At 69.1% G+C, this 23,416-nt stretch carries 23 protein-coding genes and 1 pseudogene; 13 read left to right on the top strand and 11 right to left on the bottom strand.

Annotated features, from left to right (window positions below):
* Position 1: 1 nt before the first annotated feature.
* From ACIRRA_RS24320 to ACIRRA_RS24310, 3 genes are all read right to left on the bottom strand, one after another.
* Positions 2-766 (bottom strand): SDR family NAD(P)-dependent oxidoreductase, encoded by a 765-nt coding sequence (locus ACIRRA_RS24320; RefSeq protein WP_402772110.1) that lies wholly within the window; start codon positions 764-766, stop codon positions 2-4.
* Between the two features lie 116 nt (positions 767-882).
* The gene (locus ACIRRA_RS24315) at positions 883-1,530 is read right to left on the bottom strand and encodes an HAD family hydrolase (RefSeq protein ID WP_402772108.1); all 648 of its coding nucleotides are present in this window, start codon (positions 1,528-1,530) and stop codon (positions 883-885) included.
* A 24-nt stretch (positions 1,531-1,554) separates the two neighbouring features.
* Positions 1,555-2,121, bottom strand: a complete 567-nt coding sequence (locus ACIRRA_RS24310; RefSeq protein WP_402772105.1) for a hypothetical protein — start codon at positions 2,119-2,121, stop codon at positions 1,555-1,557.
* A 136-nt stretch (positions 2,122-2,257) separates the two neighbouring features.
* Here ACIRRA_RS24310 and ACIRRA_RS24305 point away from each other — a divergent pair, with 136 nt between their 5' ends.
* Both ACIRRA_RS24305 and ACIRRA_RS24300 read left to right on the top strand, forming a co-directional pair.
* Complete coding sequence (locus tag ACIRRA_RS24305) at positions 2,258-2,965, top strand: TIGR00266 family protein (RefSeq protein WP_357004287.1); 708 nt, start codon at positions 2,258-2,260, stop codon at positions 2,963-2,965.
* 38 nt (positions 2,966-3,003) lie between these two features.
* A complete protein-coding gene (locus ACIRRA_RS24300) occupies positions 3,004-3,492 on the top strand; it encodes a hypothetical protein (protein WP_402772102.1) in 489 nt (162 codons plus the stop codon).
* A 21-nt stretch (positions 3,493-3,513) separates the two neighbouring features.
* Here the strand turns inward: ACIRRA_RS24300 and ACIRRA_RS24295 are convergent, their stop codons facing one another.
* The 7 genes from ACIRRA_RS24295 to ACIRRA_RS24265 form a co-directional block, all read right to left on the bottom strand.
* Positions 3,514-4,230, bottom strand: coding sequence for a sirohydrochlorin chelatase (locus ACIRRA_RS24295; protein ID WP_402772469.1), 717 nt, complete (start codon positions 4,228-4,230; stop codon positions 3,514-3,516).
* Between the two features lie 166 nt (positions 4,231-4,396).
* The gene (locus tag ACIRRA_RS24290) at positions 4,397-5,686 is read right to left on the bottom strand and encodes a sulfate adenylyltransferase subunit 1 (RefSeq protein WP_402772100.1); all 1,290 of its coding nucleotides are present in this window, start codon (positions 5,684-5,686) and stop codon (positions 4,397-4,399) included.
* Positions 5,686-6,639 (bottom strand): sulfate adenylyltransferase subunit CysD, encoded by a 954-nt coding sequence (gene cysD, locus ACIRRA_RS24285; RefSeq protein ID WP_402772098.1) that lies wholly within the window; start codon positions 6,637-6,639, stop codon positions 5,686-5,688. Before cysD ends, ACIRRA_RS24290 begins: the two co-directional genes overlap by 1 nt.
* Positions 6,618-7,328 carry a phosphoadenylyl-sulfate reductase gene (locus ACIRRA_RS24280; RefSeq protein WP_354835471.1) on the bottom strand — a complete coding sequence of 237 codons (711 nt, stop codon included), beginning with the start codon at positions 7,326-7,328 and terminating at the stop codon, positions 6,618-6,620. Before ACIRRA_RS24280 ends, cysD begins: the two co-directional genes overlap by 22 nt.
* Positions 7,329-7,343: 15 nt before the next feature.
* Positions 7,344-9,134: a nitrite/sulfite reductase gene (locus ACIRRA_RS24275; protein WP_402772095.1), complete on the bottom strand. Its 1,791-nt coding sequence runs from the start codon at positions 9,132-9,134 to the stop codon at positions 7,344-7,346.
* A 120-nt stretch (positions 9,135-9,254) separates the two neighbouring features.
* Positions 9,255-9,347, bottom strand: coding sequence for an Ms4527A family Cys-rich leader peptide (locus ACIRRA_RS24270; RefSeq protein ID WP_354835468.1), 93 nt, complete (start codon positions 9,345-9,347; stop codon positions 9,255-9,257).
* A gap of 164 nt (positions 9,348-9,511) precedes the next feature.
* On the bottom strand, positions 9,512-10,375 hold the full coding sequence (locus tag ACIRRA_RS24265) for an immunity 49 family protein (RefSeq protein WP_402772091.1): 864 nt from the start codon (positions 10,373-10,375) through the stop codon (positions 9,512-9,514).
* A 148-nt stretch (positions 10,376-10,523) separates the two neighbouring features.
* On the opposite strand from ACIRRA_RS24265, the gene hemW reads away from it, so the two are divergent.
* The 10 genes and pseudogenes from hemW to era all read left to right on the top strand — a co-directional run bounded on the left by hemW (position 10,524) and on the right by era (position 20,638).
* Entirely contained in the window at positions 10,524-11,747 is a 1,224-nt protein-coding gene (hemW, locus tag ACIRRA_RS24260; protein ID WP_402772088.1) for a radical SAM family heme chaperone HemW, read from the top strand.
* 325 nt (positions 11,748-12,072) lie between these two features.
* A complete protein-coding gene (locus tag ACIRRA_RS24255) occupies positions 12,073-12,852 on the top strand; it encodes an alpha/beta fold hydrolase (RefSeq protein ID WP_402772466.1) in 780 nt (259 codons plus the stop codon).
* Between the two features lie 220 nt (positions 12,853-13,072).
* Positions 13,073-14,116 (top strand): heat-inducible transcriptional repressor HrcA, encoded by a 1,044-nt coding sequence (hrcA, locus tag ACIRRA_RS24250; RefSeq protein ID WP_402772085.1) that lies wholly within the window; start codon positions 13,073-13,075, stop codon positions 14,114-14,116.
* Between the two features lie 37 nt (positions 14,117-14,153).
* Positions 14,154-15,308 carry a molecular chaperone DnaJ gene (gene dnaJ, locus ACIRRA_RS24245; RefSeq protein WP_402772082.1) on the top strand — a complete coding sequence of 385 codons (1,155 nt, stop codon included), beginning with the start codon at positions 14,154-14,156 and terminating at the stop codon, positions 15,306-15,308.
* 4 nt (positions 15,309-15,312) lie between these two features.
* On the top strand, positions 15,313-16,053 hold the full coding sequence (locus tag ACIRRA_RS24240) for a 16S rRNA (uracil(1498)-N(3))-methyltransferase (protein ID WP_402772079.1): 741 nt from the start codon (positions 15,313-15,315) through the stop codon (positions 16,051-16,053).
* A 211-nt stretch (positions 16,054-16,264) separates the two neighbouring features.
* Entirely contained in the window at positions 16,265-17,335 is a 1,071-nt protein-coding gene (locus ACIRRA_RS24235; protein WP_402772463.1) for a PhoH family protein, read from the top strand.
* A 22-nt stretch (positions 17,336-17,357) separates the two neighbouring features.
* Positions 17,358-17,915, top strand: coding sequence for an rRNA maturation RNase YbeY (ybeY, locus tag ACIRRA_RS24230; protein WP_357004316.1), 558 nt, complete (start codon positions 17,358-17,360; stop codon positions 17,913-17,915).
* On the top strand, positions 17,912-19,237 hold the full coding sequence (locus ACIRRA_RS24225) for a hemolysin family protein (protein WP_402772076.1): 1,326 nt from the start codon (positions 17,912-17,914) through the stop codon (positions 19,235-19,237). The genes ybeY and ACIRRA_RS24225 overlap by 4 nt, the downstream gene beginning before the upstream one ends.
* A pseudogene (locus ACIRRA_RS24220) lies at positions 19,230-19,535 on the top strand (cytidine deaminase); the annotation flags it as partial. The gene ACIRRA_RS24225 and the pseudogene ACIRRA_RS24220, both read left to right, overlap by 8 nt.
* 149 nt (positions 19,536-19,684) lie before the next feature.
* Complete coding sequence (era, locus tag ACIRRA_RS24215; RefSeq protein WP_357004321.1) at positions 19,685-20,638, top strand: GTPase Era; 954 nt, start codon at positions 19,685-19,687, stop codon at positions 20,636-20,638.
* Positions 20,639-20,819: 181 nt separating this feature from the next.
* On the opposite strand, the gene ACIRRA_RS24210 is transcribed toward era, so the two are convergent.
* Positions 20,820-22,235, bottom strand: coding sequence for an amidase (locus ACIRRA_RS24210; protein WP_402772073.1), 1,416 nt, complete (start codon positions 22,233-22,235; stop codon positions 20,820-20,822).
* A 342-nt stretch (positions 22,236-22,577) separates the two neighbouring features.
* Here ACIRRA_RS24210 and recO point away from each other — a divergent pair, with 342 nt between their 5' ends.
* Positions 22,578-23,369 carry a DNA repair protein RecO gene (gene recO / locus ACIRRA_RS24205; protein ID WP_402772070.1) on the top strand — a complete coding sequence of 264 codons (792 nt, stop codon included), beginning with the start codon at positions 22,578-22,580 and terminating at the stop codon, positions 23,367-23,369.
* Positions 23,370-23,416: the final 47 nt, after the last annotated feature.

Below are 23,416 nucleotides of genomic sequence, written 5' to 3'. Positions count from 1 at the left end.
GTCAGCGGGCGGTGAAGCCGCCGTCGATGGCGAGGGCCGCGCCCGTGATGAAGCTGGCCTCGTCGCTGAGCAGGTAGGCGCAGAAGGCGGCGATTTCCCCGGGGTGGGCGATGCGGCCGAGGGGGTGCAGGGCGGCGATGGCGGCCTCGCCCTCCGGGGTGGCGCCCATGGAGGCGCGGAAGGCGGGGGTGTCGACCGCGCCGGAGACCAGTGCGTTGACGCGGATGGACCGCTCGGCCGCTTCCATGGCGACGGCCCGGGTCAGGCCCACCACACCGTGTTTGGCGGCGACATAGGGCGCGACCTGGGCCATGCCGACGACGCCGAGGTTGGAGGCATTGTTGAGGATCGCGCCGCCACCGCCGGCCGCCAGCGCCGGAACCTGGTGGCGCAGGCCGTAATAGACGGCGGTCAGGTTGAGTTCCAGATCCGCCCGCCACCCGGCCTCGTCGATGTCCTGCACCGGACCGAAGGCATTGACCGCGCCCGCATTGTTGAAAGCCGCGTCCAGGCGGCCGAATTCGGTGATCGCGGCCCCCGTCAGCCGTTCCACGTCGGCTTCGACGGTGACGTCGGTGGGCACGAACAGCGCGCGTCCGCCCGCGGCGCGGATCTCCTCCGTCATCCGATCACCGGCGTCCTTGCCGCGTGCCCCGAGCACCACGGCCCCGCCTTCGGCGGCGATTCGCCGCGCGACGGCCGCACCGACCCCCGAGGTGGCGCCGGTGATCAGAACGACCTTGGATTCGAATCGTGCATCCGTCATGACTGCATTCCCCTTGCGGTAGAGCGATTTTCGTTGACATGTCATAGTCAACGCTGCAGGGAGAGTGGCCGCTGGCGGAAAACGGCCGTCACGCTTGTTGTGTCATCCAGCCGGAATCAGGCGGGCGCGAGCAGATCCGGTAGCTCGTCGAGTCCGTCGACGACCGTCGCCCGCGCGGCGTCGGGCTGCTCGGCGGTCAGGTAACCCCAGGGCCCGCGCCGGATGAGCACCGGCATCATGCCCGCCGCCAGGACCGGCAGCACGTCATTGTCGACCCGATCTCCGACGTAGCAGATCTCGCCGGGCATGACCCCCGCCACCTCCGCGACCCGCGCGAAGAACTCTGGATCCGGCTTCTCCAGCGCCCATTCGGCCGAGGTGTACACCGCGTCCACCGGCAGCTCCATCCGCTCCAGTGCCGATTTCGCCTGCGGCGGTTGGTTTCCCGCGATGATCACGGTGATTCCGCGCGCCCGCAGCTCGCCGAGCGCCCGGCGCGCATCCGGGTACAGGTCGTCGGCGTCGAAGTTGTTGCGCAGGCTCTCCGGTTCCTCGGCGGCCCACGCGATCTGCTCGGCCTCGATATCGATGCCCGGCCGCACCAGCTCGAAGGCGTCGGTGAGCGGCCGCCCGGTGGCCGCCATGCCGCCGATGACGCCCAGGAACGCGAAGCGCGGCACGCCGAGCCGATCGGCCCAGCGGCACCAGATGCGCGTCTCGTCGATCAGCGTCTCGCCCACATCGAATACCGCAGCCTTGATCATTCGCCCAGCGTATCGGGCGGTCGTTCAGCGCTGTGCATTGAGGAAGCCGATGACGGTCGAGCCCCACCAGCACAGCTGCGACACCAGTCCGGTGGCCGTGCCCCAGGCCAGCAGCCGTGGCGTGAGCGGGCTCTCGCCGCGGGCCTGCAGGCAGCGGTTGAGCGCGCACGCCTGAATCCCGTTGAGCGTCAGCACGAGTACCAGCGCCAGTTTGGTGCGGGTCATGGTGGAGGCGAGATTCGGTTCGAGGACGCAGCCGCTGGCCACCAGTCCGGCCAGGCCCAGCCAGATCGGCACGTGCAGGCGGCCGACCGCCCGCAGGGTCTCGGCCAGGCCGAGACGTCCTGCGGCCCACCGCAAGACGAAGGAATCGGCCATGAGCACGCCGCCGAAGCCCACCACCAATGAGGCCAGGTGGATGAACAGCCCGCCGGTGTGCACGGCCGGGCTGGCGGTGACGTGGGCGGCGATCCAGACGGCGGCCGCGAGGGCGCCGGTAGCCAGCAGCGCGGCGGCGGACACGATTCGCCACGAATCGTGCGGGAGTGCCGCGGTCCCGGTGCGGTACCGGGCGTCACTGGTCTGGAGCATTGCCGAGCCTTCTAGTAAGTAAGGGAAGCCTAAACTACTAAGAAGGTGAGCCCGGTGGCAAGTCGGCAACCGGCCCGTGGCCGCCCGAGTCGAGGCACACTGGTGTGAGTTGTCGTGCGCGGGAGGGGAGAACCTGATGGACGCCAGGATTCGCGGGACCGTCATGCCGGTGCTCGAGGTTGCGCTGGATCCGGGCGACCGGCTCATCGCCGAGGCGGGCCAGCTCTCCTGGATGACCGATTCCATCCGCCTCAGCACCTCCACCCGCGGCGCCGCGGGCGGCGTCTTCGGCGCGGTCCGCCGTGCTATGGCGGGCGCCGGCCTCTTCATGACCGAGTACACCGCGCACCGCGATCCTGGCCGCGTCTCCTTCGCCGCCAAACTCCCCGGCCAGATCCTGCCGGTGCAGATCGGCAAGGGCCGCGAATACCTGGTGCACCGCCACGGATTCCTCTGTGCCGCAGGCGATGTCCGTGTGGCCTTGAGTTTCCAGCGCCGCCTCGGTGCGGGCATCTTCGGCGGTACGGGCTTCACCCTGCAGCGGCTCAGCGGTGACGGCTACGCCTGGGTGGAACTCTCCGGAGAGGTGGTCCAATACGACCTGGCCCGAGGCGAAACCCTCCGTGTCCACCCCGGCCATGTCGGATTGTTCGACGCCTCGGTGAATTTCGACATCACCATGGTCAAAGGCATTCGCAATGTTCTCTTCGGCGGTGACGGGCTGTTCCTCGCCGCGCTCACCGGCCCCGGCCGAGTTTGGCTGCAGTCTCTGACCATCGCCAACCTCGCCCACTCGCTGATTCCCTACCTGCCGATCGCCGACCCCGCCGCCCAGTCGCGCTGACCAGGGCTTCCGGTCATCCGGGCGTAGCATCGGGCGACATGGACGCTGAAACCGTGGACCGCGGCTGGGCCGCCCTGCAGCAGCAGGCGCAACAGACGGCACAGCTGATCGAAACGCTGGCGGGCAAGCTGCAGGCTGCTGCGGCGGCCGGGGACCAGAACGCCCGGGAGTGGCTGCTGGACCTCAGGGAAGCCACCCTCTCCGTCCGTCAGGAGGAGAACGAGACCGCGCAGCTGCTGCAGTCGGTGCACCAGCTCGTGGACAATCACGTCAACCAGGTCGCACAGGCCGGATATCCGCAGCAGCCCGGATACCCGCCTCCCGGCTACCCCGAACCGCAGTACCAGCAGCCGCAGTACCAGCAACCGGCCTATCCGGCCGCACAAGCGGCCTACCCCCAGGGCTACGCCGCACCGCAGAGCGGTGGCATGCTGCATCGGTTCCTGGGCAGTTCCTTCGGCAGCGCCATGGCCATGGGCGCCGGTTTCGGTCTCGGCGACGACCTCATCAACGACATCTTCCGCTGACCGGCGGGCCGGCAGGTTCGGTCAGGCCGAGAGTTCGAGGGGGAGGGCGGCGGTGGCGTACCGGTCCAGGGCCACTTCGGCCAGCAGCGGGTGCGCGCCAAGGGTTTCGGCGTGCGGCAGTTCCGGCAGGGCGTCGTGCAGCCGGTCGGTGAGCAGGCCCGGGGCCAGGAACCAGGGCGCGACCAGGATTCGGTCCGCGCCGCGGGCCCGGAGCCGGGCGAACGCCTTCTGCACCGTGGGTTCGGTGGTGGCGAAGCAGATTTCGGTGTCCCAGCCGGTCATCGCGGTCAGCAGCCGTGCCACGTCGCCGGTGCGGGTATTGGCGGCCGCGGATGAGGAGCCCACGGCGGCAACGGCAACGCCCCAGCGTGGACCGGCGGGCCGGTTCACGCCGTGGGCGACGTCGGTCAAGGTCACGGGCGAGGTGTCCGCGGTCATGGCCTCGACGATGCGATCCCGCAGGGCGATGATCAGATGCGGATCGGGGCCGAGCACCTCGGCCTGGGTCAGCCGTAGCCGGGGATGCCGGGCGCGAGCGGCCTCCAGCATTCCGGGCAGGTCCACCCGGGCATGAAAGGCGCTGCCCAGCAGCAGTGGAACCACAACCGCATGCGAATGCCCGTCGGCCGCAACCGCATCCACGACCTGATCCACCGAGGGCGTGCTCAGATCCAGAAATGCCAGGCGCACATCGAGATCCGGCCGCTGGGCCGCGATCCGCGCGACCACGGCCCGCATGGTCGCGGCCGAGCGCGGATCCCGGCTGCCGTGCGCCACGGCGATGAGCGCGGGCGCGTCCTCGATCCGGAAGGGGCGGGCCGGGCCGCCGCGCACCGTGGACAGCGCCCCGGACGCTCCGCCCGGCGGGACGGCCGGAACTGCGCCGCTGCCGGGCGGATTCATCTCAGGCCCCGACCTCGACCGCGGTCAGCGCGTCGCCGACCAGGCCCGCGGCCAGGGTGTTGCCGCCCGCGGGGTCGATGAGCAGGAACGAGCCGGTGTGGCGGTTGACGCTGTAGTCGTCGGCCACGATCGGGTCGGCCACGCGCACCGAGATGCGACCGATGTCATTGAGCGACAGCGACTCCGGATCCGGATCGGCGGCCAGATGCTGCTCGTCGAAACGCTCCAGCAGCGCGCCGACAATGGCCTGCGTGGTGCGGGTGCCGTGCTTGAGCAGCAGGCGCGCGCCCGGGCGCAGCGGCTTGTCGCCGAGCCAGCACACGGTGGCGTCGAAGGCCTCGATCGGTTCGGGGGCGCCGGTGGCGGCGGCGATCACGTCACCGCGCGAGACGTCCACGTCGTCGGCCAGGATCAGGGTGACGCTGCGGCCGGGCTGGGCCGAATCCAGTTCACCGTTCGGGGTGTCGATGCGCTCGACGGTGGTGCGGGTGCCGGACGGCAGCACCACGACCTCGTCGCCCTTGGACACCACGCCCGCCGCGACCTGACCCGCGTAGCCGCGGTAGTCCGGGTACTCGGCGGTGCGCGGCCGGATCACGTACTGCACCGGGAAACGCAGGCCCACCTGGTGGCGGCCGTGCACGTCAGCGTCTACCGGCACCGACTCCAGGTGCTCGATCAGCGAGGGCCCGTCGTAGTACGGGGTGTTCTCCGAACGCGAGGCGACATTGTCACCGTGCAGCGCGGAGACCGGGATCTCCTGCACATCGTCGGCCGACCAGCCGAGTTTGGCGGTCAGCTCGGCGAATTCGGAGGTGATCTTGTCGAAGACGCCGGCCGGATCGTCCACCAGGTCGATCTTGTTGACGGCCAGCACCAGCTTCGGCACCCCCAGCAGCGCCATGACCGCGGCGTGCCGGCGGGTCTGCTCGATGACACCCTTGCGGGCGTCGACGAGCAGGATCACCAGCTGCGCGGTGGACGCGCCGGACACCGTGTTGCGGGTGTACTGCACGTGTCCCGGGGTGTCGGCGAGCACGAAAGACCGCTTGGGCGTGGCGAAGTAGCGGTACGCCACGTCGATGGTGATGCCCTGCTCGCGCTCGGCGCGCAGGCCGTCCACCAGCAGCGACAGGTCCGGCGTGGACAGACCCTTGTCGACCGAGGCGCGGGTCACCGCGTCGATCTGGTCCGCCAGCACGGACTTGGTGTCGTACAGCAGCCGTCCGACCAGGGTGGACTTGCCGTCGTCGACCGATCCGGCGGTGGCCAGTCTCAATAGGTCGGACATCAGAAGTAACCCTCTCGTTTGCGGTCTTCCATCGCTGCCTCGGACACTCGGTCGTCGCCGCGGGTCGCGCCGCGCTCGGTGAGCCGGGACGCGGCGACCTCGGCCAGAATCGCGTCATTGTCGGCGGCGTCGGAAATGATTGCGCCGGTGGTGGATCCGTCGCCGACGGTGCGATAGCGCACCGACTTGATCAGCAGCTCCTCGTTGTCGGCCGGACCGCCCCACACGCCGGGGGTCATCCACATGCCGTCGCGCTGGTACACGGGGCGCTCGTGGGCGTAGTAGATGCTGGCCAGTTCCACGTCCTCGCGGGCGATGTAGCGCCAGATGTCCAGCTCGGTCCAGTTCGAGATCGGGAACACGCGGACGTGCTCGCCCGGAGCATGCCGGCCGTTGTACAGGTTCCACAGCTCGGGCCGCTGCCGCTTCGGGTCCCAGCGGCCGAAGGCATCGCGCAGCGAGAAGATGCGCTCCTTGGCGCGGGACCGCTCCTCGTCGCGCCGGCCGCCGCCGAAGACCGCGTCGAAGCGGTTCTCGTTGATGGCGTCCAGCAGCGGCACGGTCTGCAGCGGATTGCGGATCCCGTCCGGGCGCTCCTGCAGGCGGCCGTCGGCGAGGTACTCCTCCACCGATGCGACATGCAGTCGCAGCCCGTACTTCTCGACCACCTTGTCACGGAAGTCGAGGACCTCGGACAGGTTGTGCCCGGTGTCCACGTGCAGCAGCGCGAACGGCAACGGCGCGGGCCAGAAGGCCTTGATCGCCAGGTGCAGCAGCACCGTGGAGTCCTTACCGCCCGAGAAGAGAATGACGGGGCGTTCGAACTCGCCCGCTACCTCACGGAAGATATGGATGGACTCGGACTCCAGGGCGGCCAGAGTGTCGAATTCTGCCCCGGGCGGAGCGAGAAGATCAGATGCAGCGATGGAAGTCATGATGCGTGCAACCCGCATTCGGTCTTGGCGAGCCCGGCCCAGCGGCCGGATCGCGGATCGGATCCAGGTTCCGGCTTCCGCGTGCACGGAGCGCAACCGATGGACGGATATCCCTCTTCGACAAGGGGATTCACGAGGATGCCGTTCGCCTCGATGTAGGCGGCCATCTCCTCGTCGGACCAGGCGGCGATCGGGTTGATCTTCACCAGGCCGAAGCCCTCGTCGAAGGAGATCAAGGGCGCATTGGCGCGGGTGGGCGCCTCCACCCGGCGGATGCCGGTGACCCAGGCGTTGTACCCGGTCAGCGACTTCTTCAGCGGCACCACCTTGCGCAGGCGGCAGCATTCGGCGGCGTCCCGCGCGAACAGATCCTTGCCGAGCAGCTGATCCTGTTCGGCCACACTGTGTTCCGGCTGCACATTGACGATGTTCACGCCGTACACCAGCTCGACCGCGTCACGGGTGCCGATGGTCTCGGCGAAGTGGTAGCCGGTGTCGAGGAACAGCACGTCCACGCCCGGGCGCACCTGGGCGGCCAGCTGAACCAGCACCGCGTCCTGCATGTTCGACGCGACAATGTAATTCGCGCCGAAGGTGTCCTCGGTCCACTGCAGCAGTTCCTGCGCGGTCGCGTTCGGGCCGAGTTCGGCATTGCCCTTCTCGACCAGGGCGCGCAGCTCGGATTCCGCGAGTTTCGTTGTGGTCATTGATGTTTCTCCCAACTACCGCAGGTCTGCTTCATCGGCTCGGACCGCCCACTGCGCGAAACGTTCACCCTCATCACGGCTCTTGATGAAGTTGCGCACGACGCGCTCGATGTAGTCGCCCAGCTCTTCGCTGGTCACCTTGTGCTGCCGGAGCTTTCGGCCGAAGCCGGAGTCGAGCCCAAGGGAGCCGCCCAGATGAACCTGGAAGCCCTCCACTTGATTCCCGTCGCCGTCGTCGACCAGCTGGCCCTTGAAACCGATGTCGGCGATCTGGGACCGGCCGCAGGAGTTGGGGCAGCCGTTGATGTTCACCGTGATCGGCACGTCCAGGTCGGCATTGATATCCGCGAGCCGGGTCTCCAGCTCGGGCGCCAGCACCTGCGACCGCTTGCGGGTCTCGGTGAACGACAGCTTGCAGAACTCGATACCACTGCACGCCAGCAGGTTCCGCCGCCAGTGCGACGGACGGCCGTGCAGCCCCAGCGGTTCCAGCTCCTCGATCAGCCGCTCGACCTTGTCGTCGGGGACGTCGAGCACGATGAGCTTCTGGTACGGGGTGAAACGGATCCGGTCGGAGCCCGCGCGCTCGATCGCGTCGGCCGCCTGGCTCAGGATGGTGCCCGAGACACGACCGGCGATGGGGGAGAAGCCGATCGCGTTCAGCCCGTTGCGCAGCTTCTGCACCCCGATGTGGTCGATGGGCCGCTTCGGCTGCTCCGGAGCCGGGCCGTCGATGAGCTTCCGCTTCAGGAACTCGGTTTCGAGCACTTCGCGGAATTTCTCGATGCCCCAGTCCTTCACGAGGAACTTGAGGCGGGCCTTGGTGCGCAGGCGTCGGTAGCCGTAGTCGCGGAACAGCGACACGACCGCCTCCCACACGTCGGGCACCTCGTTCAGCGGCACCCACACACCCACGCGCTGGGCCAGCATCGGGTTGGTCGACAGGCCGCCGCCGACCCACAGGTCCAGGCCCGGGCCGTGCTCGGGGTGCACGACGCCGACGAAGGCGACGTCGTTGATCTCGTGCACCACGTCCTGCTGACCGGAGATGGCGGTCTTGAACTTGCGCGGCAGGTTGGAGTATTCCTTCTTGCCGATGTAGCGCTTGACGATCTCGTCGATGGCCCAGGTGGGATCGATGATCTCGGTGAGGGATTCACCCGCCAGCGGCGAGCCCAGCACCACACGCGGGCAGTCGCCGCACGCCTCGGTGGTCTGCAGGCCGACCGCTTCGAGCCGCCGCCAGATCTCCGGCACGTTCTCGATCTCGATCCAGTGGTACTGGACGTTCTCGCGGTCGGACAGGTCCGCGGTGTCGCGCGCGAACTCGGTGGAGATCTGCGCCAGGGTGCGCAGCTGCTTCAGGTTCAGGGCACCGGCGTCGCAGCGCACCCGCATCATGAAGTAGCGGGCCTCGAGGATGTCGATGTTCTCGTCACCCGTCCAGGTGCCGTCATAGCCCTGCTCACGCTGGGTGTACAGACCCCACCAGCGCATGCGGCCACGCAGATCGCTCTTGTCGATCGAGTCGAATCCGCCCTTGGCGTAGATGTTCTCGATGCGCGCCCGCACGTTGAGCGGGTTGTCGTCCTTCTTGCTCTGCTCGTTGGCATTGAGCGGCTCGCGGTACCCGAGTGCCCACTGTCCCTCGGACTTGCGCTTCACCGGTCGCGCGGTGCGCTCCCGCGGCGCGACGGGTGCTTCCGACCGCGGGCGATCCGGACGCACGCGGCGCTCGGCGGCGGGCTTTTCGGGCCGGGCGGATCGAGCGCTATCGGAACTGGTGGCGTCGGTGCTCGACGTCATGGGGTCGCTCCTGAAGGGTCTTGCGGGCAGGCGGGAGGGGCTTGCTCACGCCTCCGATATCAGAGAACCGGCTCTTACGGCGTCAGGTGGACGCCGGATTCCGGGAGAATGGGAGCCGATCTACCGGAGGCTTCCCGGCAGACAGCTCGCGCTGCAGACACGCTTGAAGTCGACATGGCGACGCGCCACGAGTCGTACTCCAAGTCCAGTCATGGGGCTTATTGTGCCACGTCAGACGGGTCGTTCCGACTGCCGGATCGAATTTTCCGCAGTTTCCCGGGAAATCCCCTGGATATATTGTCCGATTTGTGACGGGCATCATAGATCGACGCCCGGCAACCTTTGGACGGTCGACCTGAACGGTTGGGCCGGCGAGGCTAGGTCATCCGATCGGCGTCGGACGCCGCGAGGCGGGCCTTGGCCGCCGCCAACCGGCCCAGCTCATCGGCCAGTTCGGGGGAGGTCGCCCAATCCGGGCGATCGATGAATCCTGCTGGCAGGTACGGCGAGCGGACGGCGGTCCGATAGCCCAGATCCCGCGCCCAGCAGGCCAGACCCAGCAGCGGCAGCGCCGAGACACCCTCGGGATCGTTGCGCCAGGTGTCGTTGTCGAAGAAGGCGCGATGCAGTCGCAGCGCGTTCGTCATCTCCCAGTCGAACCCCTCGGAATCACCATCCGCCAGGCGCAGGAACACCTCCACGGCCGGGCGGAACAGCAGGTCCGTCACCCGCTGCGCACCCACCCGGCTGGTGGTGTCCAGCGCCCAGGCCGCCTCGTACACGCTCTTCGGGCCGAACCGCCAGGCCGTCTGCAGCAGCCGCACCCACTCGTACTGGAAGTCGTCGAAGGCGTCGTCGCCGAACTCGCGCAGCCGCTCGATCGGATACTCGACCAGCTCACCCATGGCCTCGGCATCGCGGGCGACGAGCGCCCACCAGAACGCGGCCCGCCAGCCCGCCACCCGGTCGTACTTGTCGAAGCCGGATTCGATACCGCTCGCCCGGAACCGCCCCGTCACCGTCTGCTCGGTCGAATGCGCGAAATACCAGGTCCGTGCCCGAAACGCCGCCGGATCCGACATCAGCATGGTGGCCAGCAGCACACCGTCCATCGACCGCGAGAAGTTCGGGCCCTCCGGCCGCACCGGCATCCGCGACCGGTAGACCACCGGCGCCACGGAGCCCTCGTCGACCTCCCTGATCGATCTGGCATCGATCCCGTGCCGCGGTACCTCGATCATCGGCCCGTCCCCGTCCGCACCTGGAGCCGCTCGCCCGGCTCGCCGAAATCCCTTGGAATGTATCCGGATTCGAGGTGCCCCGCAGTCCGAGCAGCCTCCCCGCGCAGGCGGGTGCGCTGTGACCGGGACAACCGGTCACACTGGATGGGTGACCTCGACTGTTCCCCCACAGACCTCCGGCGCTGCCGCGGCGGCCGGCGCCGACGTGCCGGTGCTGCGCGATTTCGGGGGCGGGCCGTTCGGGATCTACATCCACGTGCCGTTCTGTGCGACGCGGTGCGGGTATTGCGACTTCAACACCTATACGGCGGGGGAGTTGGGTAGCTCGTCGTCGCCGCAGTCGTGGTTCGAGGCTCTGAAGGGTGAACTTGCCACGGCGGCACGGGAATTCGATGCGCTGCAGTCGGCTACGCCTGCGGTGGAGACAGTGTTCGTGGGCGGCGGCACGCCATCGCTGCTCGGTGGTGACGGGCTCGCCGGGGTGCTCGACGCCATTCGCGCGAACTTCACGCTCGCGCCCGGGGCCGAGGTGACGACCGAGTCCAATCCGGAATCCACCTCGCCCGAATTCTTCGATCGCATCCGCGCGGCCGGGTACAACCGCGTCTCGCTCGGCATGCAGTCCGCCGCCCGGCACGTGCTGAAGATCCTGGACCGGACCCACACGCCCGGCCGGGCCGTGGCCGCCGCCAAGGAAGCTCGTGCCGCGGGCATCGAGCACGTCAATCTGGACCTCATCTACGGCACCCCCGGCGAAACCGACGCCGATCTCGACGCCAGCCTCGATGCCGTCCTGTCCGCGGGCGTCGACCATGTGTCGGCGTACTCCCTGATTGTCGAGGACGGTACCGCCCTGGCCCGCCGGGTCCGGCGCGGCGAACTTCCCGCCCCCGACGACGACGTGCTCGCCACGCGCTACGAGCGCATCGACACCCGCCTGGCCATGGCCGGCCTGGAGTGGTACGAGGTTTCCAACTGGGCCGCCTCCGACGCGGCCCGCTGCCGCCACAACCTCGGCTACTGGGACGGCGGCGACTGGCTCGGCGCGGGGCCGGGCGCGCACAGTCACGTCGGCGGCGTTCGCTGGTGGAACGTGAAACACCCTGCGCGCTACGCGGATCGGGTGACCACCGGCGCCCTCCCCGCCGCGGGCTGGGAGTCCCTCACGTCCGACGAGCGCTACACCGAGCGCGTCATGCTCACCGTCCGTCTCCGGACGGGTCTCCCGTTGGCCGATCTCGATGCCGACGGCCGCGCCGCCGCCGACGGCGTCATTGCCGATGGCCTGGCCGAGCGCGTGAGCGACCACCTGATTCTCACCGACCGTGGCCGACTGCTCGCGGACGGTGTTGTCCGTACCCTCCTGGGCTGACCTCGGCGCCTGGGGCCGACGGGGCCGGATCGACCGTTTCCGTTCCGGGTCGCGGTCGGACTTGGGCTTCGACCTGCGGAGATCGGCGAACATCGGGTAGAACCGCTCGGTCCGGACTAGATTGACGGACGGAGATTTCGTACAGCCGGTCCGGATCGGGGTCGGAGCCTCGGCCGCGGCCCGCGCACTGCAGCGCCCCGAACAACTTCGGCAGCGCTCCGGACACCCTTCGGCCTGAGGACATCTCATGATGAAGCCACTCGTGCGACCCCTCGAACTCCTGCATCGCCTCCGTGCCCGCGCCGGTCACGCCGCCGCCCGCACGATGAGCGCCGCCGCGGTAGCGCTGGCGCTCGCCATGACCCCGCTCGCCGCCGCGCCGGCCACGGCTGCGCCCATGCCCACGATCGTCCTGGTGCACGGCGCCTTCGCCGACTCCTCCAGCTGGGACGGGGTCGCCGCCCAGCTGCGCGCCGACGGCTATTCCGTTGTGACGCCGGATAATCCATTGCGCGGACCCGCCTACGACGCGGCGGCGATCCAGCGCACGATCGACGGCATCCCGGGCCCGATCGTGCTGGTCGGTCACTCCTACGGCGGCACCGTGATCAGCAACGTGCACGACTCGAAGATCGAATCCCTGGTCTACATCTCGGCTTTCGCTCCGGTCCAGGGTGAAGCCGCACTGCTGGAACTGAATCCGATCCAGTACCCCGGCTCGCAACTCGCAACCGCCCTGCGGCTGAAGGTGGTGAACGACCAGCAGGGGATCATGGGCAGGAACATGGACGCCTACATCGACCCCGCCAGTTTCCCCGACGTCTTCGCCCAGGACGTCGATCCGGCCACCGCCGCCGCCATGGCCGCCCGCCAGCACTCCCTGGCCCTGTCCGCCAACCTCGAGCCATCTGGCCCGCCCGCCTGGGCCGCCACGCCGAGCTGGTATCTGGTCAGCACCGCCGACCGCACGATTCCCCCTGCGTCCCAATGGGATATGGCCGCGCGCATGAACGCCCACACCTCCTCGATCGACGCCTCCCACGCCGGCCTGGTCTCCCACCCGGCCGAGGTGGCCGCCGTCGTGGAGGCCGCCGCCGGTCAGTGACACCGGGGCACCGTGTTTGCGGACACCGGGGCACCGCCCTTGCGCCGACTCCGCCCAGGTGGCGGGCGGTGGCGCAGCTACTTGCGTCGGGGACACTAAACTGGAGGAGATAATCCGGGAAATCCGCGTGGCCGGTGCCGAATGATCGGCTGCTTCCTGCCGCGGAGGGCTCGGGCGTGCACGAGGCGTACCCGAGGGCGAGCAAGGAGGTGGGGCCGTCATGTCGAGCACCGAGCAGAGACGGCTCGAGGTCCTGCGGGCCATCGTCGCGGACTACATCGCGACGAAGGAGCCCATCGGGTCCAAGACCCTGGTCGAGCGGCACAATCTGGGTGTCTCCAGCGCCACCGTCCGCAATGACATGGCCGTGCTCGAGGCCGAGGGCTATATCGCCCAGCCGCACACCTCCTCCGGCCGCATTCCCACCGACAAGGGCTACCGGCAGTTCGTCGACCACATCTCCGAGGTCAAGCCGCTGTCCGGCGCGGAACGCCGCGCGATCATGGAATTCCTGGAGAGCGGAGTCGATCTCGACGACGTGCTGCGCCGCGGCGTCCGCCTGCTGGCCCAGCTGACCCGGCAGGTCGCCATGGTCCAGTACCCGACCGTGTCCGCGTCCACCGTGCGCCACATCGAGGTCGTCGCGCTCAACCCGGCCCGCCTGCTGCTGGTCGTGATCACCGACACCGGCCGGGTCGATCAGCGCCTGGTCGATCTGGGCGCCGTCATCAGCGAGGACGATCTGGCCGCCCTGCGGGGCATGCTCGGCAAGGCCATGGAGGGTAAGCGCCTGGCTGCCGCGTCCGCGTCGGTCGCCGAACTCCCCGAGCATTCCCCGTCGCCCAAACTCTGCGATGTGCTCATCCGCGTCTCCACCGTGCTGGTCGAGACGCTGGTCGAGCATCCGGAGGAGCGCCTGGTGCTGGGCGGCACCGCCAACCTCACCCGCAACGCCTCCGATTTCGCCGGGAATGGTTTCCCGGGTTCGCTGCGTTCGGTCCTGGAGGCCCTCGAGGAACAGGTGATCGTGCTGAAGCTGCTGGCCGCGGCACAGGTCCCGGGTACCGTGACGGTGCAGATCGGCGAGGAGACCAAGGTCGAGCAGATGCGCGGGACGGCCGTGGTGTCCACCGGCTACGGGCTGACCGGTACGGTGCTCGGAGGTATGGGGGTGCTGGGACCGACCCGCATGGACTACCCGGGGACCATTGCCTCGGTGGCGGCTGTCGCCCGATACATCGGTGAGGTGCTCGCCGAACGGTGAGCAGGCCTAGAAGACGAAACAGGACTAGAGAGCGCACGTGGCACGGGACTATTACGCACAGCTCGGAGTCGCACGCGGTGCGACCGACCAGGAGATCAAGCGCGCCTACCGGAAGCTGGCGCGCGAACTGCATCCCGACGTCAATCCGGACCCGGAGGCGCAGGAGAAGTTTCGCGAGGTCTCCACGGCCTACGAGGTGCTGTCCGATCCGGAGAAGCGTCGCATCGTCGACCTCGGCGGTGACCCGCTGGAATCCGGTGGCGGCATGGGCGGTGGTTTCTCCGGCGCCGGATTCGGTGGCCTCGGCGACGTGTTCGAGGCGTTCTTCGGCGGCATGAACACCTCCGGCGGCACCCGCAAGCCGCGCGGCCGCGTGCAGCCGGGCGCGGATTCGCTGCTGCGCACGCGACTGTCGTTGCAGGAGTGCGCGGTCGGTGTCACCAAGCACCTGACCGTCGACACCGCCATCCTCTGCGACCTGTGCCAGGGCTCGGGCACCAACGGCAATTCGAAGCCGGTGCGCTGTGAGACCTGTGGCGGCGCTGGCGAGGTCCAGACCGTGCAGCGGTCCTTCCTCGGCCAGGTCATGACCTCCCGCCCCTGCCCCACGTGCCGGGGCGCGGGCGAGACCATCCCCGACCCCTGCCGCAAGTGCGGCGGTGACGGCCGCGTGCGCTCGCGCCGCGAGATCGCCGCGCCCATCCCGGCCGGTGTCGCCAACGGCATGCGGGTGCGGCTGGCCGCCCAGGGCGAGGTCGGCCCCGGCGGCGGCCCCGCCGGCGACCTGTACGTGGAGATCGTCGAGCAGCCGCACGACACCTTCGTGCGCGACAGTGACGACCTGCACTGCACCATTCGCGTTCCCATGGTGGACGCCGCGCTCGGCACGACCGTCGTCATCGACACCATCCTCGACGGCCCGGTGGAGCTGACCATCCCGGCGGGCACCCAGCCCGGTGAGGCGTCGGTGCTGCGCGGCCACGGCATGCCCAAGCTGCGCGCCAACTCGCGCGGCGATCTGATCGCGCATCTCGACATCGTGGTGCCGAGCAAGCTCGACTCCAAGCAGGCCGACCTGCTGCGCAAGTACAAGGGCATGCGGGTGAACGAACACACCGAGGTCCTCTCGGCGCAGTCGGAGCACAACTCGGGCCTGTTCGCACGCCTGCGCGCCTCCTTCAGCGGACGCTGATCCGTTGGCCGCCACCGTCTTCTACCTCGACGAGATTCCTGAACCGGGTGCGACCGCGGTGCTGGACGGCCCCGAGGGCCGCCACGCCGCCACGGTGCGCCGCATCCGGGTCGGGGAACCCATCACCCTCTCCGACGGGCACGGGATCCTCGCCGACTCGGAAGTGGTTGCGGCCCAGAAGGATCGCCTCGAACTGAAGGTGCTGGCCAAGCGCGTCGCCGCGCCCTGGACCCCGCAGGTGACGGTGGTCCAGGCCCTGCCCAAATCCGACCGTTCGGAACTGGCAGTCGAACTCATGACGGAGGCGGGCGCCGACGCCATCGTCCCCTGGCAGGCCCTGCGCTGCGTCTCCAACTGGGAAGCCAAGGCCCGCAAGGGCGTCGAGAAGTGGCGTGCCGCCGCCAAACAGGCCGCCCGCCAATCCCGCCGCCCCTACATCCCGGACGTCGCCGACCTCCACACCACCCGCGACCTCCTGGACCTGGTCCGCACCGCGAGGGCGAACGGCGCAATCGTCGCCGCCCTCCACGAGTCCGGCGAATCCCGCCTGACCGACCTTTCCTTCACCGGCGTCCCCGAAGTCGTCCTGATCGTCGGCCCCGAAGGCGGCCTGGACGACTCGGAACTGAAGGCCCTCGCCGACGCCGGCGCCGACGTGGTCCTGCTCGGCCCGACCGTGCTGCGCACCTCCACGGCGGCCGCCGTCGCCCTCGGCGCGCTGGGCGCGCTCACCCCGCGCTGGTAGGCCGCCCCGCGCCCGGTCCGGCACGGAATGGATTCGGCGGTGCGGCAGTTGGATGACACCGGTGTGTTGCCCCTGCTGGTAGCCGTCTATTCACTGGGCGGTGTCGGTGGGCGGCGGTAAACTTCTGTCAACGAAAACGGCATCGAGACCGGAAAGCAGGCCATAGCCACTTTTGAGAACACCAGGCGAAATCGGCGATCAGAGCACACCCATTGCCGGCATCGGCGCCGGCGGCAACGGTTCCGGACCGGCGGGGCGGACCGTTCGTTCCAGCATCGAATTGGCACCGGAATCGGTGTTCGGTTTCCTGGGTTCGGCTGACGAGAACCTGCGTGAACTCGAGCGCCTCCTCGATGCCGACATCCACGTTCGCGGCAATTCCGTCACGCTGACCGGCAAACCGGCCGATGTCGCGCTGGCGGAGCGAGTGGTGGCCCAGCTGGTCGCGCTCACCGCGCGCAATCGGGTGGTCTCGCCCGAGGCGGTGCGGCACACCTACTCCATGCTCACCGAGGGCTCCTCGGATTCTCCGGCGGAGGTGCTGAGCCTGGACATCCTGTCCCGGCGCGGCAGGACCATCCGGCCCAAGACACTCAACCAAAAGCGCTATGTCGACGCCATCGACGCGCACACCATCGTGTTCGGGGTGGGCCCGGCCGGTACCGGCAAGACGTATCTGGCCATGGCCAAGGCCGTGCAGGCGTTGCAGACCAAGCAGGTCAACCGCATCATCCTTACCCGGCCCGCGGTCGAGGCGGGCGAGCGGCTGGGCTTCCTGCCGGGCACGCTGAACGAGAAGATCGACCCGTACCTACGCCCGCTCTACGACGCCCTGCACGACATGATGGATCCGGAGGCGATCCCGAAGCTCATGCAGGCCGGTGTCATCGAGGTCGCTCCGTTGGCCTACATGCGCGGTAGAACGCTTAATGATTCTTTTATCATTCTTGACGAGGCGCAGAACACCACGGCCGAGCAGATGAAGATGTTCCTCACCCGTCTGGGCTTCGGTTCCAAGATCGTGGTGACCGGTGACATCACCCAGGTCGATCTGCCGCACGGCGCGCGCTCGGGTCTGCGTGCGGCGACGGAGATCCTGCACGGCATCGACGACATCCATATCGCCGAGCTCACCAGCGCCGATGTGGTCCGTCACCGCTTGGTCGGGGAGATCGTCGACGCCTACGAACGGTTCGAGGCGGAGACGCGTCCCCCGGCCGCGGTCCACTACCCCGGCAATCGGGCGCAGCGACGTGCCGCGAGCCGAGGAGAGCGACGCTGACCTCTCCCTCTAGGCTGATCGGGTGAGTATCGAGATCGCCAACGAATCGGGTATCGAGGTATCCGAAGAAGAACTGGTCAGCGTCGCGCGGTTCGTGATCGGTCAGATGGATGTGCATCCGGCGGCCGAGCTGTCGATGGTGCTGGTCGATCTCGACACCATGGCGGATCTGCACATGCGCTGGATGGACCTGCCGGGTCCCACCGATGTCATGTCCTTCCCCATGGACGAGCTGGAGCCGGGCGGGCGGCCCGATGCCGCCGAGCCCGGCCCCTCCATGCTCGGTGACATCGTGCTCTGCCCCGAGTTCGCGGCCCAGCAGGCCGAGAAGGCCGGGCACTCCATGGATCACGAGCTGGCGCTGCTGACCGTGCACGGCGTCCTGCACCTCCTCGGCTACGACCATGCCGAGCCGGAGGAGGAGAAGGAGATGTTCGCGTTGCAGGCCTCCCTGCTGGAGGGCTGGTACGAGAACGTGCGCCAGGAAATGCGCCGCGCGGAGCTCGCCGAGCGCGACCAGCGGCTGCTGGGCAAGACCGGATTCACCGATACCACCGGTGATCCGCTGGGCCCGGCGTGAATTCATTCGTTCTGCTGCTGCTGGCGATCGTCCTGGTCCCCGCGGGTGGCGTGTTCGCGGCGCTGGATTCGGCGCTGAACACGATTTCGCCTGCCCGCGTGGAGGACCTGGTGCGCGCCGACCGGACCGGGGCGGCGCGGCTGGCCCGCATCATCGCGGATCGGCCGCGCTATGTGAATCTCATGGTGCTGCTGCGTCTCACGTGTGAGATCACCGCGACGGTGCTGCTGGCGGCGGTGCTCATGGACTGGCTGGACGAGGCCGCGGCGCTGCTGATCACCGCGGCGGTCATGGTGCTCGTCGACTATCTGGTGATCGGTGTCGGGCCGCGCACGCTGGGCCGCCAGCACGCGTATTCGCTGGCGCTGGGCGCGTCGCTGCCATTGCAGGCCATCGGCTCGCTGCTGGGCCCGATCAGCCGGCTGCTGATTCTGATCGGTAATGCGATCACCCCCGGTAAGGGTTTCCGCAACGGCCCCTTCGCCTCCGAGATCGAGCTGCGCGAGGTGGTGGATCTGGCGGGGGAGCGCGGCGTGGTGGATGCCGACGAGCGCCGCATGATCCAGTCGGTCTTCGAGCTCGACACCACCCCGGCCCGCGAGGTCATGGTGCCGCGCACCGAGATGGTGTGGATCGAGGCGGATAAGACGGCGGCGCAGGCCATGTCGCTGGCGGTACGGTCGGGGCACTCGCGAATTCCGGTGGTGGGCGAGAACGTCGACGACATTCTGGGTGTCGTCTACCTGAAAGATCTGGTGCCGTACGCAGATCGGAGCCGGAAGGTGAAGGTGCGGCAGGTCATGCGGCCCGCCGTGTTCATGCCCGACTCCAAACCGCTGGATGCGCTGCTGGACGAAATGCAGCGTCGCAGAAACCATATGGCGGTGCTGGTGGACGAGTACGGCGGCATCGCCGGGCTGGTCACCATCGAGGACATCCTCGAGGAGATCGTGGGCGAGATCGCCGACGAGTACGACAAGGACGAGATCGCGCCGATCGAGAAGATCGGCCCGGGCAAGTTCCGGGTCTCGGCGCGACTGCCGGTGGACGACCTGGGCGAGCTGTTCGACATGGAGATCGAGGACGAGGACGTCGACACCGTCGGCGGTCTGCTCGCCCACGCCCTGGGCCGTGTCCCGCTGCCCGGCTCCAAGGCCGTCATCCACGGCCTGCAACTGAAGGGGGAGGGCGCGGCCGACGCGCGCGGCCGCATGCGGATCCACACCGTGGTGGTGCGCAAGAGCCCGGAGAAGACGAGAACCGAACCGGCGGAACATGAACCGGCCGACGACGCACACGAGGATGGAGAGGCCGATGATTGAGTTGGATGCGGAGGACAACAAGCTGTTGGTCCTCGCCCGTGGCGCCATGGGCCGTACCGGCGGCAATGGCGGTGCGGCCGTGCGTGATTCGGACGGACGCACCTACGCCGCCGGGACCGTGGAGCTGACCGCGCTGAAGCTGACCGCGTTGCAGGCGGCGGTGGCGGCCGCGATCTCCAGTGGCGCAGGCGGTTTCGAGGCGGCCGTGGTGGTCGCGGGCAAGCTGTCGGATCCCGGGGTGTCGGCGGTGCGTGAGGTTTCGCCGTCGGCGCGCATCATTTTCACCGATGCCAAGGGCGCGGTGTTCGAGGTGCTGGAGGCCGGTGCGCCCGCGGACTACGGCGTCGAGAATCCCATTGCGGCCCAGCGCCCCGCGGCGGGCGACGCGGCCGGCGAGCGCGAGATCCCGGCGGGCTTCGATCTGGACACCGAATCGGAGGTTTTCGAGTGAGCGGCCAGGGTAAGGACAGCGGTGAATTCCGGTCCGGCTTCGTGTGTTTCGTGGGCCGGCCGAACACCGGCAAGTCCACGCTCACCAATGCCATGGTGGGGCAGAAGATCGCCATCACCTCCTCGCGGCCGCAGACCACGCGGCACACCATTCGCGGCATCGTGCACCGCGATCACGCGCAGCTGATCCTGGTGGACACCCCGGGTCTGCACCGGCCGCGCACGCTGCTCGGCCAGCGCCTCAACGACCTGGTGCGCGATACGTATTCGGAAGTCGATGTCATCGCCGTCTGCATTCCGGCGGACGAGAAGATCGGCCCGGGTGACCGCTGGATCGTCGATCAGATCAAGACCATGGCGCCCAAGACGACTCTGCTCGGTGTGGTCACCAAGATCGACAAGGTGAGCCGCGACCAGGTCGCCCACCAGCTCATGGCCGTCTCCCAGCTGCTCGGCCCCGAGGCCGAGGTGGTTCCGGTCTCCGCGGTCAAGGGCGAGCAGGTCGAGGTGCTCGTCGACGTCATCGCCTCCCAGATGCCCGAGGGCCCGGCCTTCTACCCCGACGGCGAGCTCACCGATGAGCCCGAGGAAGTCCTGATGGCCGAACTCATTCGCGAGGCGGCCCTCGAGGGCGTCCGCGACGAGCTCCCGCACTCGCTGGCGGTGGTGATCGAGGAGGTCCTCGAGCGCGAGGAGAACGAGGACCAGCAGACCGACGGCCGCCGCTCGGCCGAGGGCATGCTCGACGTCCACGCCCTCCTCTACGTCGAACGCCCCAGCCAGAAGGCCATCATCATAGGCAAGGGCGGCGCCCGCCTCAAAGAGGTCGGCACCAACGCCCGCAAGCAGATCGAGCACATCCTCGGCACCCGCATCTACCTCCACCTGCACGTGAAGGTCGCCAAGGACTGGCAGCGCGACCCGAAGCAGCTCGGCAAGCTCGGCTTCTGACCCGCTGGCTGCCCGGGGCTACCTGAGCGGCTGCGGGCAGCCAGCGGATCGCCCTGTGCTGTAGGCGATTTCGGCGCCGCTGCGGCGCGGGACCAGGTGTCGTATGTCCCTGCGGGGCGGACGCGTCGGCGTGTAGTCCATGCCGCCGGTGCATCCGGCGGAGCCGCCTCCTGGCTGTGGGTCAGGGCTGGGGCCACCAGGGTGCCGGGCGGTTCTTGTGCCACTCCAGCTCCGATTCCAATTGGGCCGCAACGGAAACCAGGAGGGGTTCGGAGTTGGCGGGGCCCATGAGCTGGGAGCCGACGGGGAGGCCGGTGGCGGTGAAGCCGGAGGGGATGTTGACGGCGGGCCAGCCGAGGACGTTCCAGGGCCAGGTGTAGGGGCAGGCGGCGGTGATGAGTTCGTCGGTGGCCCAGCTGCCGATGTCGTCGATCTCGTGGACGCCCGGGGGCGGGGTGGCCGTGGTGGGGGCCAGCACCAGGTCGAAGTCGTCGAAGATGCGGCCGGTTCGCGTGCGCAGCAGGGGTTCTGCGCGGCGGGCGGCGAACAGCAGCGGCGAGAGGATGCGGCCGACGGCGGCATTGTGGGTGGTGCGCGGGTCCACCCGCGCGCCGGGGAGGCGGTCCAGCGCCTCGCGGATGCCGACCATGGAGCGCGGGAGGAAGGTCGCACCCATCAGGACGCCGTAGTGGACGTCGGCGATGGTGACCTCGTGACCGAGGCGGCGCAGCGTGGCGGCGGTGGCGTGCACCCGGGCCTCGACCTCGCGGTCGAGCGTGGTCCTGGTGGCGGTGAACGGAATACGTAACGAGAGCGCGATGCGCAGGCGGCCGGGATCGCGGCCGACGGCGTCGGAGACGCGCAGTGCGGGCGGGGTGTGCAGATCGCCCGGATGGGGTCCGGCGGCGGCGTCCAGCAGCAGGGCCGCGTCGGCGACGGTGCGGGCCAGCGGGCCGTTCACGGTGAGCCCGTAGAAGGCTTCCGGCAGCGGCCAGGTCGAGATGCGGCCCCGCTGCGGCTTGATGCCGACCAGGTTGTTCCAGGCCGCCGGGATGCGCACCGAGCCCGCGCCGTCGGATCCCAGTGCGGCGGGCACCAATCCGGCCGCCACCGCCGCGCCGGATCCGCCGGACGATCCGCCCGGCGTGTGGCCGGCGCTCCAGGGATTCGTGGTGTGCCCGAAGGCGTCTCCGCTGGTGAACGGCAGCTGTCCGAGCTCGCAGGTATTGGTCTTGCCGACGATGACCGCCCCGGCCGCGCGCAGCCGCCGCACCGCCTCCGCGTCCTCGGTCTTGGCGGGGAATTCGCCGCCGCAGCCGAAAGCCGTTGGGGTGCCGGTCAAGTCGGTGTCGTCCTTGATGGCCAGTGGCACCCCGAGCAGGGGCTCGCGGTGTCCGGCGGCGAGTTTGCGGTCGGCGTCGGCGGCCTCGGCGAGCGCTTCGGCCCGCCGCACGATCCGGAAGGCGTTGAGCGCTCCCTGGCTGGCCTCGATCCGGTCGAGGGCAGCGCTGGTCGCGTCGACCGAGGTGAGTGTGCCTGCCGCCAGTGCCGCCGCGAGTTCCGCCAGCCCGAGTTCGCCAACCGACGCCAGTGTCATGTGAATCCCGTCTCTTCTGTACCGGGGAGTAACCTAGCGCGATTCTGGTCACACGTCCAACGTGTGGCGGCGTGATCGACCGGGCAGTGGTCGATCACGCCTCATCGGCATCGCGGCGAGGGCGCGGCCGATGTGTCACCCGACGTTCCACTGTGTCATACGATGTTCGACACCAGCGGCGTCCCGATCGTGAGTTCCTCCGGAAGGGCGTATCCGAATCCTCGGTCCGAGGGTCGCGTTCAGCGTGCGGCGGACGGCTAATCGCCGGCCAACGAACTTCTAATCGGCACACACCCGGTGACTCGTCGTGGTCCGGTCGGCCGCGCGTGCGAGACTGTTGCGGTGCGGTTGTATCGGGATCATGCGGTGGTGCTGCGCCAGCACAAGCTGGGCGAGGCGGACCGTATCGTCACGCTGCTGACCCGCGAGCACGGTCTGGTGCGCGCGGTCGCCAAGGGTGTGCGGCGCACCCGCTCCAAGTTCGGGGCGCGGCTGGAACCGTTCGCCTACGTGGATGTGCAGCTGCATCCGGGCCGTAATCTCGACACCGTCACCCAGGTGCACACGGTCGAGACCTTCGCCGCCGACATCGTCGCCGACTACGGCCGCTACACCACCGCCTGCGCCGTGCTCGAGACCGCCGAGCGCCTGGCCGGCGAGGAGGGCGCACCTGCCGCCCGCCTCCACACCCTCACCGCCGGCGCGCTGCGCGCCATCGCGCTGGGCCGTCGCCCCCACGAACTGATCCTGGACGCATACCTGTTGCGCGCCATGGCTTTCGCCGGTTGGGCGCCCGCCCTCGACGACTGCGCCCGCTGTGCCACCCCCGGTCCGCATCGCGCCTTCCATGTGGCCGCGGGCGGCGCGGTGTGCGTGCACTGCCGTCCGCCCGGCGCGGCCACACCCATGGTCGGCGTCCTCGACCACATGAGCGCCCTCAATCGGGGCGACTGGTCCGGCGTCGACGCCGTCCCCGACGCCATGCGCCGCCAGGCCAGCGGTCTCATTGCCGCGCATCTGCAGTGGCACCTGGAACGGCAGCTGCGCACGCTGCCGCTCATCGAGCGCACCCGCCCGCACGAGGCGATCGAGCGCGATGCGGTGGCCGAACGGCCTCGTGCCGTCATCGGCTGACGCCGAGACGAACCACCCTGGGAGTCCCGGTGAGCGGGCGTGGGAAA

The sequence above is a fragment of the Nocardia sp. NPDC101769 genome, assembly GCF_044766925.1.
Classification (GTDB): Bacteria; Actinomycetota; Actinomycetes; order Mycobacteriales; family Mycobacteriaceae; genus Nocardia.
This window is presented reverse-complemented; position numbering and strand designations above follow the sequence as displayed.